Source organism: Bradyrhizobium hereditatis (genome assembly GCF_020329435.1).
GTDB lineage: Bacteria > Pseudomonadota > Alphaproteobacteria > Rhizobiales > Xanthobacteraceae > Bradyrhizobium > Bradyrhizobium hereditatis.
In genome coordinates this window covers 941,259-954,987 of the sequence record NZ_JAGKJK010000001.1, presented here as the reverse complement: position 1 = coordinate 954,987, position 13,729 = coordinate 941,259, and the positions used below count along the sequence as shown (strand labels likewise).

General features: G+C 63.9%; 11 protein-coding genes. 4 read left to right on the top strand and 7 right to left on the bottom strand.

The window, feature by feature from the left end; genetic code table 11:
- Nucleotides 1–39: 39 nt before the first annotated feature.
- Both J6524_RS04685 and J6524_RS04680 read right to left on the bottom strand, forming a co-directional pair.
- Nucleotides 40–1,578 carry an undecaprenyl-phosphate glucose phosphotransferase gene (locus J6524_RS04685; RefSeq protein WP_225669166.1) on the bottom strand — a complete coding sequence of 513 codons (1,539 nt, stop codon included), beginning with the start codon at nt 1,576–1,578 and terminating at the stop codon, nt 40–42.
- 114 nt (nt 1,579–1,692) lie between these two features.
- Nucleotides 1,693–2,826 (bottom strand): glycosyltransferase family 4 protein, encoded by a 1,134-nt coding sequence (locus J6524_RS04680; protein ID WP_225669165.1) that lies wholly within the window; start codon nt 2,824–2,826, stop codon nt 1,693–1,695.
- Between the two features lie 277 nt (nt 2,827–3,103).
- On the opposite strand from J6524_RS04680, the gene J6524_RS04675 reads away from it, so the two are divergent.
- The gene (locus tag J6524_RS04675) at nt 3,104–5,368 is read left to right on the top strand and encodes a GumC family protein (RefSeq protein ID WP_225669164.1); all 2,265 of its coding nucleotides are present in this window, start codon (nt 3,104–3,106) and stop codon (nt 5,366–5,368) included.
- A 182-nt stretch (nt 5,369–5,550) separates the two neighbouring features.
- Here J6524_RS04675 and J6524_RS04670 read toward each other — a convergent pair whose 3' ends face one another.
- Nucleotides 5,551–6,741 (bottom strand): GNAT family N-acetyltransferase, encoded by a 1,191-nt coding sequence (locus J6524_RS04670; RefSeq protein ID WP_225669163.1) that lies wholly within the window; start codon nt 6,739–6,741, stop codon nt 5,551–5,553.
- 165 nt (nt 6,742–6,906) lie between these two features.
- On the opposite strand from J6524_RS04670, the gene J6524_RS04665 reads away from it, so the two are divergent.
- Entirely contained in the window at nt 6,907–7,923 is a 1,017-nt protein-coding gene (locus J6524_RS04665) for a polysaccharide deacetylase family protein (RefSeq protein ID WP_225669162.1), read from the top strand.
- Here the strand turns inward: J6524_RS04665 and J6524_RS04660 are convergent.
- Entirely contained in the window at nt 7,920–8,132 is a 213-nt protein-coding gene (locus J6524_RS04660) for a DUF2842 domain-containing protein (protein WP_225669161.1), read from the bottom strand. The genes J6524_RS04665 and J6524_RS04660 overlap by 4 nt on opposite strands.
- Nucleotides 8,133–8,238: 106 nt before the next feature.
- On the opposite strand from J6524_RS04660, the gene J6524_RS04655 reads away from it, so the two are divergent.
- Entirely contained in the window at nt 8,239–9,327 is a 1,089-nt protein-coding gene (locus J6524_RS04655) for a COX15/CtaA family protein (protein WP_225669160.1), read from the top strand.
- 150 nt (nt 9,328–9,477) lie between these two features.
- Nucleotides 9,478–10,290, top strand: a complete 813-nt coding sequence (locus J6524_RS04650) for an FTR1 family iron permease (RefSeq protein ID WP_225669159.1) — start codon at nt 9,478–9,480, stop codon at nt 10,288–10,290.
- Between the two features lie 6 nt (nt 10,291–10,296).
- Here J6524_RS04650 and nadC read toward each other — a convergent pair whose 3' ends face one another.
- From nadC to nadA, 3 genes are read right to left on the bottom strand one after another with little or no spacing between them, the layout of a single operon-like run.
- Nucleotides 10,297–11,166, bottom strand: coding sequence for a carboxylating nicotinate-nucleotide diphosphorylase (gene nadC, locus J6524_RS04645; RefSeq protein WP_225669158.1), 870 nt, complete (start codon nt 11,164–11,166; stop codon nt 10,297–10,299).
- Nucleotides 11,163–12,716 (bottom strand): L-aspartate oxidase, encoded by a 1,554-nt coding sequence (locus J6524_RS04640; protein ID WP_225669157.1) that lies wholly within the window; start codon nt 12,714–12,716, stop codon nt 11,163–11,165. Before J6524_RS04640 ends, nadC begins: the two co-directional genes overlap by 4 nt.
- Nucleotides 12,713–13,699: a quinolinate synthase NadA gene (nadA, locus tag J6524_RS04635; protein WP_225669156.1), complete on the bottom strand. Its 987-nt coding sequence runs from the start codon at nt 13,697–13,699 to the stop codon at nt 12,713–12,715. The genes J6524_RS04640 and nadA overlap by 4 nt, the downstream gene beginning before the upstream one ends.
- Between the last annotated feature and the right edge of the window lie 30 nt (nt 13,700–13,729).

The window sequence follows — 13,729 nt, the reverse complement described above, 5'->3', positions numbered from 1 at the left end:
GCATTCGCTCCTCGCGATGACGCCTGTTGCTCCGTCAACTCAATACGCGTTCTCGCTCTTGGTCATCAGCGCGATCGGCGTCTTGAGCAGAATGTAGAGGTCGAACAGCACCGACCAGTTCTCGATGTAGTAGAGATCGAACTCGACGCGCTTCTGGATCTTCTCGTCGCTGTCGACCTCGCCGCGCCAGCCGTTGATCTGCGCCCAGCCGGTGATCCCGGGCTTGACGCGGTGGCGGGCGAAATAGCCGTCGACGGCTTCGTCGAACAGCCGGCTCTGCAACTTGCCCTGCACCGCATGCGGGCGGGGGCCGACCAGCGAAAGGTTGCTCTTGAACACGACGTTGAAAAGCTGCGGCAGCTCGTCGAGGCTGGTCTTGCGGATGAAGCGCCCGACGCGGGTAACGCGCGGATCGTTTTTGGTCACGACCTTGGAGGCGGTCGGATCGGCCTGATGGTGATACATCGATCGGAACTTGAAGACGTCGATGCGCTCATTGTTGAAACCGAAACGTTTCTGGCGGAACAGCACCGGCCCGGGGCTGTCGAGCTTGACCGCTAATGCAACCAATCCCATCACCGGCAAGGCCAGCACCAGAATGACGAAGCCGACGATGTGGTCGAACAGCCATTTCATCACCAGGTCCCAGTCGGTGATCGGGGCCTCGAACACATCGAGCGTGGGCACTTCACCGACATAGGAATAGGAGCGGGGACGGAAACGCAGCCTGTTGGTATGGGCCGACAGGCGGATATCCACCGGCAGCACCCATAGCTTTTTCAGCATCTCCAGAATGCGCGTCTCGGCCGAGATCGGCAGCGCGAACAGCACGAGATCGATACGGGTGCGGCGGGCGAGTTCGACGATGTCGTCGACCTTGCCGAGTTTCGGGCTGCCGGCACAGGTATCCATCGCGCGGTCGTCATTGCGATCGTCGAACACGCCGAGCACTTTGATGTCGGAATCATCCTGGGCCTTGAGCGCCTCGACGAGTTTCTCGCCATTCCGGTCGGCGCCGACGATGATGGTGCGGCGATCGAGCCGACCCTGGCGGGCCCAGCTGCGCACCAGCGAGCGCAACAACAGGCGCCCGGTCACCAGCGCCGCGAGGCCGGTGACGAAGAACGCCGTGAGCCAGAGCCGCGAAATTTCGCTGCCGAGCTTGACGATAAAGGATGCGCCGACGAACAGCAGGAACACGAACGCCCAGGACGAAACCATTCGCGTCATCTGACGGAGCTGACCGCGGAATAGCTGCACCTGATAGATGTCGGCGGCCTGGAAGCAGATCACGGCCGTTGCGGCCACGCCGAAGACGGCCGCGATGAATTCCCAGTGAAACCCCTTGAGTGGGACCACATATCCGAAATAGAGCGCGATGCCGATCGCGCTCAGCATCGCGAAATCGATGAGACGAACGGCGCCGGCGATCACGATCGGCGAATAGGCGCGGCCGACTTTCTGATTGGTGACGGCAAGTGCGGCCGGCGTCAGCCGTTGACGCCGTTCGAAAGGTGGGCGAGCGGCGCTGGCAGTCACCGCGGCGTCGAGCATCGAGCGGGCGTTAATCTGTTCCACTGTCCTCGTCCGTTCTTGTGGCAGGCACATAGGCGTGCGCCTGCCGGTGCGGAATTCCCCACACGACGGCTTACGGGACAAATCGGAAGAAACAGTTACGTTGGTAAATAAGGGTTAACGATTGGCAAACGCCTCGCGGTAGCCGGCAAATACGCCCTCAACCATCGCCTTCTGCGAAAAATGCATGAAGATTCGCTCGCGCAACGATTTGGCCCGTTGCTTTGCCGCAGCCGGATCTTTGAGCGCGGCGTCGATCGCTGCGGCCATGGCGGCTGCGTTGTTCGGCGCGAACAGTGCGTCGCCATGCGGGCCGAAAATCTCAGGAATACCGCCGACATTGGCGGCAACCATTGGAATGCCGGCGGCCCCCGCCTCGATCACGACATAAGGCATCGAATCCCCGCGCGATGGGACCACCAGCAGCGAGCCCTTCGAGAAGCCCAAGCGCGCCTTGACGTGGCCGATGAACCGGACAGCCTCGCCGAGGCCGAGCCGCTCGACCTGGGCCTTGAGGCTTGCGCTTTCTTCGCCATCGCCGGCGAGTGTGAGCGACACGGGACGGCCGTCGACGCGCAGCCGCGCCACCGCGTCGATCAGGAGATCGGCGCCCTTAATGTGCCGGAACTCGCCGACGTAGATCAGGTCGGTGGCGTCCTCGGCCTCCACGACGGGATCGAACTCGCTGGCGGTGACACCATTGAAAACGCACCGCACCAGGCCCTTCGGCGTGCCGATGGTGCGCTGGTAGGTGTCCCGGGCAAAGGCGCTTTCGAACAGGAACAGGTCGGTGTCGTTCATCAGCGCGCGTTCGACGCGCGCGTAGATGTTGCCCTTCAGTGTCGACAGCGGATAGTGCAGGGAACCGCCATGCGGAGTATAGACCCTGATGCGGTCGCGGCTAGCGGTCCTGAGACGCATGAAGGCGCCGGCCTTGGCGCCGTGACCATGCAGCACGTCCGGCTTTAACTGGCGGATCATGCGCTGAAACCGTCCCCATACCAGGATATCGCTCGGCAGCGGCTCGCGGCGAATGGCCGTGCGGTGAACCCCGAGTTTGAGCTTGGGCGCGATTTCCGCCAGCGCCTGCTCGGCGCGTTCGCCGCCGGTGAGACTATCGGCGATGATGCCGACGTGGTGGCCGCCGTCGGCCTGGCCGTTGGCGAGATCGAGGATGTGACGAAAGATGCCGCCGACCGGCGCGCGCGTCGCGTGCAGGATCCGAAGCGGTTGACCGTCAACGAGCGGCATCGAGACCGCCTTCAGATACGAGCGCGGCGGGCGTGCTGAAGCGCGCGAGCGCCGGCGCAGCAACCAGACATCGAATAGGGAAAAACGCGCCGCGCATTACGGGAGTCCTGAAAAAGCATTCTGCGATTAAGGGCTTTGATGGTTAACAAAAAATGACTGGGTTTGCACGGGGCGCTGGCCCGGGACGCAAACGGGGCGGATTAACCCGGCGGCAACCATAATGAAGTGTAATCGGCCAGGGCGAGCGGACCAGTAGCTGCGTCCGCGGGGGTGTGCAATGCGTTTGGCGTTCTGGCGTGCGGGCAAGGACAAGCCGGTGGTGCAACAGGCGACGGCAAAGCCCGCGCCTCCGAAGGTCGTCGCCGCGTCCGAAGCCGGCGATCTCGATCTGCGCGTGCTCGGTGATGCGCTGATGCGCAGGCGGAACTGGATCATCGTCCCGACGTTCCTGGCGCTGGTGCTGTCCCTCGTCGCCGTCAACATGGTCACGCCGCGCTACAAGTCGGAAGCGCGCATCCTGATCGACGGGCGCGAGAACGTTTTCCTGCGGCCGAACGGCGAGCGCAACGAGGAGCGTAGCGCCCTCGATCCCGAGGCCGTCACCAGCCAGGTGCAACTGGTGCAGTCGCGCGATCTGGCGCGCGAGATCATCAAAAAGAACAAGCTCGCCGAGCTTCCCGAATTCGATCCGGTGCTGCGGGGCTTCTCTCCGGTCAAATCGCTGCTGGCTTTGATCGGCATCGGGCGCGACCCGTTTTCTCAGACGCCGGAAGAGCGCGTGCTGGAAGCCTATTATGAGCGCTTCACGGCCTATGCCGTCGACAAATCCCGCGTCATCGTCGTCGAGTTCCAGTCGCGCGATCCCGAACTTGCCGCGCGGGTGGCCAACTCGATCGCCGAAGGCTATTTGGTGCTGCAGCAGGACGCGCGGCAGGACCAGGCAAAGGCCGCGGGCCAATGGCTTTCCGGCAGGATCGACGATTTGCGCAAGGAGGTTTCGGAAGCCGAATCGCGGGTCGAGGAGTTTCGCTCCAAGTCGAGCCTATTCGTCGGCACCAACAACACCACGCTCTCCAACCAGCAGATGGGCGAGCTCAACACGCAGCTCAACAACGCTCGTGCACTGAAGTCGGATGCGGAAACGAAGGCGCGTCTGATCAAGGAGATGCTTGAGACCGGCAGGCCGATCGAAGCGTCCGAAGTTCTCAATTCAGAGCTGATCCGTCGGCTGTCGGAGCAGCGCGTGACGCTGCGCGCCCAGCTTGCCGAACAATCATCCACGCTGCTCGGCGGCCATCCCCGCATCAAGGAATTGAAAGCGCAGCTCGCCGATCTCGATCGGCAATTGCGTGAGGAAGCGGGCAAGGTGTCCCGTTCGCTGGAGAACGACGCGCGTATTGCCGGCGGCCGGGTCGAAAGTGCCATGGCAAGCCTTGAACAGTCGAAGAAGCAGGCGTCCTCGACCAACAGCCAGGACGTCCAGCTCCGCGCGCTCGAGCGCGATGCCAAGGCGAAGCGCGATCAGCTGGAATCCTTTCTCGCCAAATACCGCGATGCGACCGCCCGCGAAAACCTCGAGGCGACGCCGACCGATGGCCGCATCATATCCCGCGCCACCGTTTCCAATACTCCGGCCTATCCGAAGAAGCTGCCAATCGTGCTGATCGCGACGCTGGCGACCCTGCTGCTCACCTCGGGTGCGATTGCGACCGGTGAACTTTTGCGCATGACTGCGCCGCGGGCTGGCACAACGGCGTCGGCGGAAATGATACGCGAAGTTGCGCCCGACATTGTGACGGCTCCTCCGCCGGCACGGGTGCGTGCGCCGGCGATCGCGCCTGAGCTGCCCGTGGCGGACTTCGCTGCCGCGGACCATGCGTCAGAGCCAGTGGTGCAGGAGCCGCACGCGGATGAAGCTCACGTTGACGCCGGAGCTGAGGTCAGCGAAGTCGAGCAGGTGGCGAATGCACTGATGGAGGCAGGCCCTGCGGCGCGCAAGGTGACTGTGCTCGGCACTGGCGCCAGCGAGAGCATCACGCTGACTGCGTTGACGCTGGCACGGCTGATGGCGCTGCAGGCGAAGGTCGTGGTCGTGGATCTCGTGAGATCGTCACTGACGATTCCCGCAGCGTCGGCCGATCCAGCTGCGCCTGGGCTCGCCGAACTGATGCAGGGCGAGGCGTCGTTTGCGCAAGTGATCACCAAGGACCGGCTGTCGCGCGTCCATCTCGTCAGCGCCGGACGCCCGGGCTTCGACCGGGCGCTGCTCCAGTCGCCACGGCTGATCCTCGCGATCGATGCGCTGCTGCGAGTCTATGATCATGTGCTGCTGGATGCCGGGACGGCCTCCGACCTGCCGGCCGAACTATTGACGTCAGAGGCGCGGGCGGTGGTCGTACCTGAAGCGTCGATGGCATCGGAAGCGCGCAAGCTGATGTGCGATCAGCTCAGGGCGGTCGGGTTCTCGGAGGTGATCATGTTGAGCGGACCGTGCCAGGCTGAGGACACGGTCCAGGCCGGGCCGCGGGTGGTTGCGGCGTGAGGATCTTCTAGCGTGCTCACTGCACGATACCAACGCCCTGAGGCCGGCTTCATCCGCGTCATTTCGAGAAGCGCAGCGACGAAGCAATCCATCCATCCCAGCGCGGAGACGTGGATTGCTTCGCGGAGCCTGTCATCCGGCGGCGCTACGCGCCGACCGGGTAGCTCGCAATGACGGGTTAGTTACCCGAACGCGCTGCGCAGCTTCTGCGCCATTTCGAGCAGCGCCGGATTCTGCTTCACCAGCCGCTTGGTGCGGTTGAGGCCCGACATCACGCCGGCAGCGAGCCTGCCGCGCTGGCTGAGCGGAATGAAGCTGTCGAAGATCGGCTCATCGCTCTTGCAGAACAGCCGCTTGTAGTCATCGGATCCGATTCCAAGATCAAGGGCGCGATAACCTAGTCCGGCATAGTGATCGATGATGTCGCGCATCAGGATCAGGCCGGGGCTATACTTCGAATTCGGCGACATCGTGTAGGTATTGAACATCATCGAAAACCGATGGCCGTCGGCCACGCCGGCGAAGATCGCGATCACTTCCTCGTCGCATTCCAGCGCATGGATGTCGATGGCATGCCTGCCGCCGGCAAGCTGTGCGGTGCAGGCGCTACGAACGAACTCCTCGATACCAGGCTCGGCGAACACATTCGGCAGCTTCTGCTCGGCCATCCGCAGCGGCTTGACGCGGAAGAACCAGTCGAGCAGCCGCGTGATGTCGGCCTCTGTCGAGGCAACATAACTGCGGTAGCCGGGCAGGGACTGCAGCTTGCGCTCCTTGCCCTTGAGACGGCGGCGGAACGAGTTGCGGATCAGCGCTGCCGGTGCGGCGCCGGGCTCTATCATCAATAGCGGGCAATCGTTGGCCGATGGCTGATGGGGGAGCAAGGCGAGCGGATTGGACAAATCGCGCCAGCGAAGCGGTTGCTGATGCAGCGCAAGGACGTCGGCTTCGGACCGCTGGGAGATCGCCGACATCAAGCCTTCGAGATCGGCGTGCGTTGCGCTTGCGGCGAAATCGCGGTCGAATAGCGCCATGTTGAAGGTCGAGTGCTTGCCGCCCATGAAACTGGCGCAGCGCGCGCCATAGGCGTGCCGGAGCACGAGCGGAAGCAGCAACAGCGGATGGCGTTCCGCGTCATAGGCGATCACGATGAAGGGAACGAGGCCTTCGCGCTCGCCGACTTGCCGCTGCCAGGAACTGAGGAGGTCGAACCGCTGATACGGTGTGAAGGAGGTTTGCGCGCCTTCGAGGTTGCGCCAGATGCCTTCCGCTGCGGCGAGGTCGCGAACGATGTCGATACTGGCGATGCGGCTCGCCTTGGACCACGCATCTGCACCCGCCGAGCGGTCTTCAATCGCGGCAGCCATGGTCATCGCAAAGCCCGTGCTATATGAAATTGTTTACAATTTTGGCGTTGGCCGACCTTCGCAGGGAAATGTCAACAAAGGGTAATACAATGCGGCCGCGGCGGGGCAGCGCGACCGCGTGCTGAGGGCGGGACGTTGGCGTCGGATATCGGGATTTTGCGGCGGGTTCGGATGGAGCTCGCTTATTTCAGCGGCTACTTCAGGCTGAAGCAGCGGAAGACCGGCGGCGCCGGCGTGATTTTGCGGTTCGAGCGCGTACGTCCGCGCGATGCCCGACCCTTTCAGCCGAACCGGTGGCGTGAAATCACGCCGCAATTCCTCGACCGCGCCATCGTTGCGCTGAAGCGCTGGAACTTCGATCTGGTCACGATGGACGAAGTGTGCCGGCGGGCGGTCACGCTGCCGAAGGCCAACCGGTTTGCCTGCCTGACCTTCGACGGTGGCTGCAAGGACATGATCAGGGAGGCCTATCCCGTGCTGTCGAAGCACGGCGTGCCTTTCACCGTCTACGTGCCCACGGCGTTTCCGGACGGGATCGGAGAAGCCTGGTGGCTCGCGCTGGAAGAGATTATCGCGCGCGAGGATCGCATCAGCCTGGTGATCGACCGCAAGGAGCGGCGTTTCGCTGCAGGAAGCGCGGAGGACAAGTACGACACCTTCGAATTCCTAGCGAGCTGGATGCGGAAGCTGCCGCCGCCCGACCTGTCGTTCGCGATCCACGATCTCTGCACGCGCTATTCCGTCGACCTTGCCGCGCTGTCGCGTGCGGAGGTGATGGATTGGGACGATCTGGCGAAGCTTGCCGCCGATCCGCTGGTTACGATCGGCAGCGCTACCGTGAACTATCAGGCGCTATCCAACCTGAAGGACGGCGATGCGCAGCGAGAGATGCTGATGGGCAAGGCGGTCGCCGAGAACGCGTTGCGCCGCGCGGCCACGCATTTCGCCTATCCGTTCGGCGACCAGCAGTCCTGGCGCCGCCAGCATGTCGTGATGGGGCAGGAGGCAGGTTTCGCCAGTGCGGTGTCGACGATCCCGGGCGTCGTCCAGCCCAAGGGATTTACCAATCTGCATGCGCTGCCGCGCATCGCCTGGGATGGACGCGAGAACTCGCTACGCATGATGCGCGTGATGCTGTCCGGCATCATGTTTCCGCCGGTCAGGCCGACCCGGGACAATTGGGTTTAGACGGCGCGGTCGGGCCGCGACATCCAGCTCACGATCGGCATGGCCGGCAGCACCCATCCGAGGCCCGCCACGACATAGAAGATCGCTTGCAGCAGGCCCGAATTGGCAAGCCATGGCGTCTGCGCGATGGTCATTCCCAGGAGCGACCACACCACGACGAGCGCCAGCAAAGCGAGGGTTCCGAAGAATTTGCGAGTGCGGATCGTCATGGCGGATATGTCAGCCTCGTTGCGGGTTGCGCGCGGGAGGGGGCGGACTATAAGGGGCGCGCCAATTCAATCAAGCGCGCCTTCCAGGCGGCCCAAGACGGGTTTTATGACCGCTAGTTCCACACAAGAGGCCCCTTATGCCACCGCCGTCCGATGGTGGCTGATCGTGGTCGCCGCATTGATCGCCGCCATGGTGCTGGTCGGCGGCGCCACGCGGCTGACCGAATCCGGGCTATCGATCGTGGAGTGGAAGCCGGTGACCGGCACGCTGCCGCCGCTCAGCGAGGCGCAATGGGCGCAGGCGTTCGAGGGCTACAAGGCCATCCCGCAATACCGCGAGCTCAATGCCGGCATGAGTCTTTCGGAGTTCAAGACCATCTTCTGGTGGGAATGGAGCCATCGCCTGCTCGGACGCGTGATCGGCGCGGTCTATCTGCTGCCGTTCCTGTACTTTCTGTGGCGTGGCGCATTCAGCACCGAGTTGAAAAAGCGGCTGTGGCTGATCTTTGGCCTCGGCGCGCTACAGGGTGCGGTTGGCTGGTGGATGGTTGCGTCAGGGCTCACGCACCGGACCGAAGTCTCCCAGTACCGGCTGGCGACGCATCTGGTGCTGGCGCTGATCATCTTTGCCTCGATCGTCTGGACGCTGCGGCGGATGAGCGCGCGTCCGCAGCCCGTTTTTCCCATGCGGCTCAAGATCACCGGGGTGGCTTTGCTCACCCTGACGTTCGTCCAGATCTATTTTGGCGCGCTGGTCGCGGGATTGCGGGCGGGCAGGGTGTACAATACCTGGCCCGAGATCGATGGCGCCTTCATTCCGTCGGCGGCGCGACTGTGGTTCGAAGAGCCCTGGTGGCGCAACCTGTTCGACAATACGCTTACCGTGCAGTTCGAGCACCGCATGACCGCCTATGCATTGCTGGCGCTGGCGGTGCTCCATGCGGTTGACGCGGCCCGATCGCGCGCCGGCGCTGTCGCGACCGGGGCATGGTGGCTGGTGGCGGCGATTGTCGTGCAGGCTGTGCTCGGCATCTTCACGCTGTTGCACCAGGTGCCGATCGACCTCGCGCTGGCGCATCAGGCCGTCGCGATCGTTGTCCTGACGCTCGCTGTCTTGCAGACGGAACGACTGATTGCGCGACCTGCGCAGCACCATCCGCAGAAGCTGGGCGTGCCGCTCGGGCAGCCCGGCTGAAATTGAGCAATTCTAATCTGACACGATTGCGGAAAACCTCCGGTTTGTAGGGGCTTTCTCACGGCTTCATCGCGTTGACGCGTTTGTGTGGCGCCGGAGCGCTTTACTTGAATCGGCTGCCGGATAAAACGGGCAAAAAGGGTTTGTCCCATGTCCTCAGCATTCGTTCAGGCCGCCGTCATCCTGCTCCGTGAGGGGCTGGAAGCCATGCTCGTGATCGCCGCATTGGCGGGCTATCTGACCAAGGCCGGCGCGGCGCATCGCGTTCAGGCGCTCTATGGCGGCGCGCTCGCGGCCGTCGGCGCCAGCTTCATCGCGGCCTGGCTGTTTGCGGTGCTGAATTCGGGTGATCACAGCGACATCCTCGAGGGCATCATCATTCTTTTCGCTGCCGCTCTGATGCTCTATGTCAGCGGCTGGCTGATGGTGAAGCAGGATCCGCGCGGCTGGCAGGAATACCTCGCCCAGAAGGCGGATCAGGCGCTGTCGCAGGACACGGTGTGGGCCGTCGGCGCGCTTGCGTTCCTCGCGGTGTTCCGCGAGGGCGCCGAAACCGTGCTGTTCATCAATGCGCTGGCGAAAACCGAAGGCGGCTGGAGCGCCGGGCTGTTTGCTGGCCTCGCCGCGGCAACAGCCGGCCTTGCCGTGCTGTTCTACTTCATCAATCTGATCGCGCGGAAGCTGCCGCTGCGGCCGCTGTTCATCGTCACCTCGGCGTTCCTGTTCGTGATGGCAATCAAGTTCGTCGGCGAAGCCGTGCAGGAATTCCAGGAGCAGGCAATCATCACGGTCACGGAGGTCAAAGGCTCGGCGTTCCTGACTGCAATCGGCCTCAACCCGACCATGGAAGCGCTGTCGATCCAGGGACTCGTGATTCTGTTCGTGCTCGCCAGCTATTCTGTGGTCCAGCGCAACAATCGTCTGATGCGCGAGGACAAGGCAGCGATGCGCGCGGCCGAGTGAGCGGCGTTACGCCGCCTGCCGATTGAGGTCGAGATAGTCGAGCCCGATATCGAGCGCGGCGGAACTGTGGGTGAGCCAGCCGGCCGAAATCAGGTCGACGCCGGTTGATGCGATCGCCCTGGCGGTTTCGGCCGTGACGCGGCCGGAGGCTTCCGTGATCGCCCGGCCGCCAGTCATGGCGACCGCCTGCCGCAGTTGTTCGACCGTCATATTGTCGAGCAGGACCGCATCCACGCCAACCGCAAGCGCCTGTTCGAGCTGTGACAGCGTGTCGACCTCGACCTCGATCTTGACGAGGTGGCCGGCATGCGCCCTTGCGCGCTCGATCGCAGTTCTGACGCCGCCCGCCAGAGCGATGTGGTTGTCCTTGATCAGAATGGCATCGTCGAGACCGAAGCGGTGATTACTGCCGCCGCCGGCGCGAACCGCATATTTCTCCAGCGTGCGCAGTCCTGGCGTCGTCTTGCGGGTGCAGACGATGCGCGCCTTGGTGCCTTGCGCCGCCGACACCAGCGAGGCCGTCGCGGTGGCGACGCCGCTAAGATGGCACAGGAAGTTCAGCGCCGTGCGTTCGCCGGTCAACAGCCCGCGCGCCGGTCCTTCGATGGTGGCGATCACGTCTCCCGGCACCACGGTGCTTCCGTCGGGGCGCTCGGCGGTGAGGTGGATGGCAGGGTTGACGAACTGAAACGTTGAGCCCGCGATATCGAGCCCAGCCACGACGCCGGGCTGCCGCGCGCGCAGCACCAGCGAGGCCTGCCTGTCGGCGGGAACGATGGCATCCGCCGTGATGTCGCCGGCGCGTCCCAAATCTTCGAGCAGGGCGGTTCGAACCAGCGGCTCGTACATGATGGGCAGAAGTGGGATCAGTGTCACGGCTGAACGCTCCCAACAGATAGAGATTCGGTTTCAAGAATGTCGCGGGCGAAGTCGAATGCTTCCGCCAGCGAGATGGTCGACGGCGCGGCCGAAGGCAAGCTCTCCGGGAAGTCGCTGCGGTAATGCCCGCCGCGGCTTTCTTCGCGTCGCCACGCCGTAACGGCCATTATCAATCCAACCAGCGCGGGACCGGCTGCCGCGCTACGGCCGTTGGCGATCGGGTATAGGGCGCGGATCGCGCGGCCGATGCCGTGTCGCTCGCGCAGCACGCCAAGGCCTTGCGACAGGATCGGCCGTACGGCCGAAGGATCGGACGCAGGCGCAGGCACGTCGGTCCTGCGCGCCTTCACCGGACCGTGGCTCGCGCTCTTGACGCTCTCCGCAACCCATTGGGCGCAGACAATGGCTTCCATCAGAGAATTACTGGCGAGCCGGTTGGCGCCATGCAGCCCGGTGCGGCTGACTTCGCCGCAGGCCCAGAGGCCGTTCACGGTGCTGCGGCCCTCAATGTCGACCGCTACCCCACCCATGTGGTAGTGCACGGCCGGCCGCACCGGAATTGGATCCATAGCGGGATTGATCCCGGCCATTTTGCAGAAGGCGGAGATGACCGGATAGCGCTTGGCGAATTCCGCGCCCGGATGCTTCCGCGCATCAAGGAAGACGCGATGCCCCTCCGCGCGGCGGCGCCAGACCGCGCGCGCGACGATGTCGCGTGGCGCGAGTTCGGCGCCCGGCTGGTCCGCCATGAAGCGGTGTCCGGTGTCGTCGATCAGGATCGCGCCGTCGCCGCGCACGGCTTCCGTCACCAGCGGCATCGGGCGCGACGGCCCGTCGAACGCGGTCGGGTGAAACTGGACGAATTCGAGATCGGAAAGCTTTGCGCCTGCGCGGGCAGCCAGAGCAAGCCCTTGGCCGTAACACCCACTGGGGTTGGTGCTATCGAGAAACAGCCCGCCGATGCCACCTGTCGCCAACACGACGCGGGCAGTATCGATCACGAACTGACCCTGCGCGTCCACCGCGAGCACGCCTCTGATGGCGTTGTCTTCGACAATCAGGCTCCGCGCCTCAAAGCCTTCCAGCAGCGTGATCGATGGACAGCGTCGTACGGCTCCGATCAGCGCCCGCATGATCTCACGCCCGGTGCCATCGCCGGTCGCGTGCACGATGCGGTTGCGGCTGTGCGCAGCTTCAAGGCCAAGCCGCCAGCTGCCATCGGGACGCCGGTCGAAGGCGACGCCAAGCCTCGTTAGATGCTCGACGGCCGCAGGCGCCGCGTGAACAATACGGCGAGCGACGGCTCCGTCGCAGAGGCCCGCACCTGCGGAAAGCGTGTCGGCCAAATGAAGGGCAGGGTCATCATCATCACCCATGGCCGCGGCCAGCCCGCCCTGTGCCCACAGGCTCGAGGCTTCCGCGCCGAGCGGCGCCTTCGACAACAGCACGACCGGTTCGGGTGCCATCTGAAGCGCCGTCATCAATCCGGCCGCGCCGCCGCCAATGATGATGGGCAGGCCGGCCAGTGCTGAAATTTCCGTGCTCATATCGCCAGCATCCTTTCGACGGCGCGTCGCGCAGGCGCCGCAATCGCGGGATCGATCGTCACCTCGTGTCGGCCGGTCTCCAGCGCATCGCGAATGTTCTTCAGCGTGATCCGCTTCATGTGCGGGCAGAGATTGCAGGGGCGGACGAACTCCACGTCGGGATGGAGCACCGCGACGTTGTCGCTCATCGAGCATTCCGTCAGTAGCACGACCCGCGGCGGCCGCTTTTTGCCGACGAAGTCAGACATCGCTGCCGTGGAGCCGGAGAAATCGGCTTCTGCGACCACATCAGGCGGGCATTCCGGATGCGCCAGAATGGTCACGTCAGGGTGGTTTTCGCGCAGTTGTCGGACGTCGGACGCTGTAAACAGCTCGTGCACCTCGCAATGGCCTTTCCATGCGATGATGTTCACGTTTGTCTGCGCGGCGATGTTTTGCGCGAGATATTCATCCGGGAGCATGATGACGCGCTCGGCGCCGAGCGACTCCACGACCTTGAGCGCGTTGCCTGACGTGCAGCAGATATCGGACTCTGCCTTCACGGCGGCGGACGTGTTGACATAGGTGACGACGGGCACGCCGGGATAACGTTGCCGCATCAGCCGTACGTCCTGTGCGGTGATGGACTCCGCGAGCGAGCAGCCCGCCCGGAGGTCAGGGATCAGCACGGTCTTTTCCGGATTCAGCAGCTTGGCCGTCTCGGCCATGAAGTGCACGCCGGCCAACACGATGATGTCGGCATCGACCTTGGTGGCTTCGCGCGCCAGCAAGAGGCTGTCGCCGACGATGTCGGCGACGCCGTGGAAGATTTCCGGCGTCTGATAGTTGTGTGCGAGGACGACGGCGTTGCGCTCTCGCTTCAGGGCGAGAATGGCGTCGACATCCTCAGCGAAGACAGCCCATTCAGGTGGCGGAATGACTCGTTTGACCCGGTCGTAAAGTGGCGCGGTGCGCGCAAGCGCGGCAGTGCTGAGATTGGCCATTTATACTCTCCTTGAGTATAAGACGGCTTA

Excerpts from the sequence above, each read along its gene's own strand:
- J6524_RS04680 (WP_225669165.1), bottom strand. The coding sequence starts at position 2,826 with ATGCCGCTCGTTGACGGTCAACCGCTTCGGATCCTGCACGCGACGCGC.
- J6524_RS04675 (WP_225669164.1), top strand. The coding sequence starts at position 3,104 with ATGCGTTTGGCGTTCTGGCGTGCGGGCAAGGACAAGCCGGTGGTGCAA.
- J6524_RS04670 (WP_225669163.1), bottom strand. The coding sequence starts at position 6,741 with ATGACCATGGCTGCCGCGATTGAAGACCGCTCGGCGGGTGCAGATGCG.
- J6524_RS04665 (WP_225669162.1), top strand. The coding sequence starts at position 6,907 with ATGGAGCTCGCTTATTTCAGCGGCTACTTCAGGCTGAAGCAGCGGAAG.
- J6524_RS04660 (WP_225669161.1), bottom strand. The coding sequence starts at position 8,132 with ATGACGATCCGCACTCGCAAATTCTTCGGAACCCTCGCTTTGCTGGCG.
- J6524_RS04655 (WP_225669160.1), top strand. The coding sequence starts at position 8,239 with ATGACCGCTAGTTCCACACAAGAGGCCCCTTATGCCACCGCCGTCCGA.
- J6524_RS04650 (WP_225669159.1), top strand. The coding sequence starts at position 9,478 with ATGTCCTCAGCATTCGTTCAGGCCGCCGTCATCCTGCTCCGTGAGGGG.
- J6524_RS04640 (WP_225669157.1), bottom strand. The coding sequence starts at position 12,716 with ATGAGCACGGAAATTTCAGCACTGGCCGGCCTGCCCATCATCATTGGC.
- nadA (WP_225669156.1), bottom strand. The coding sequence starts at position 13,699 with ATGGCCAATCTCAGCACTGCCGCGCTTGCGCGCACCGCGCCACTTTAC.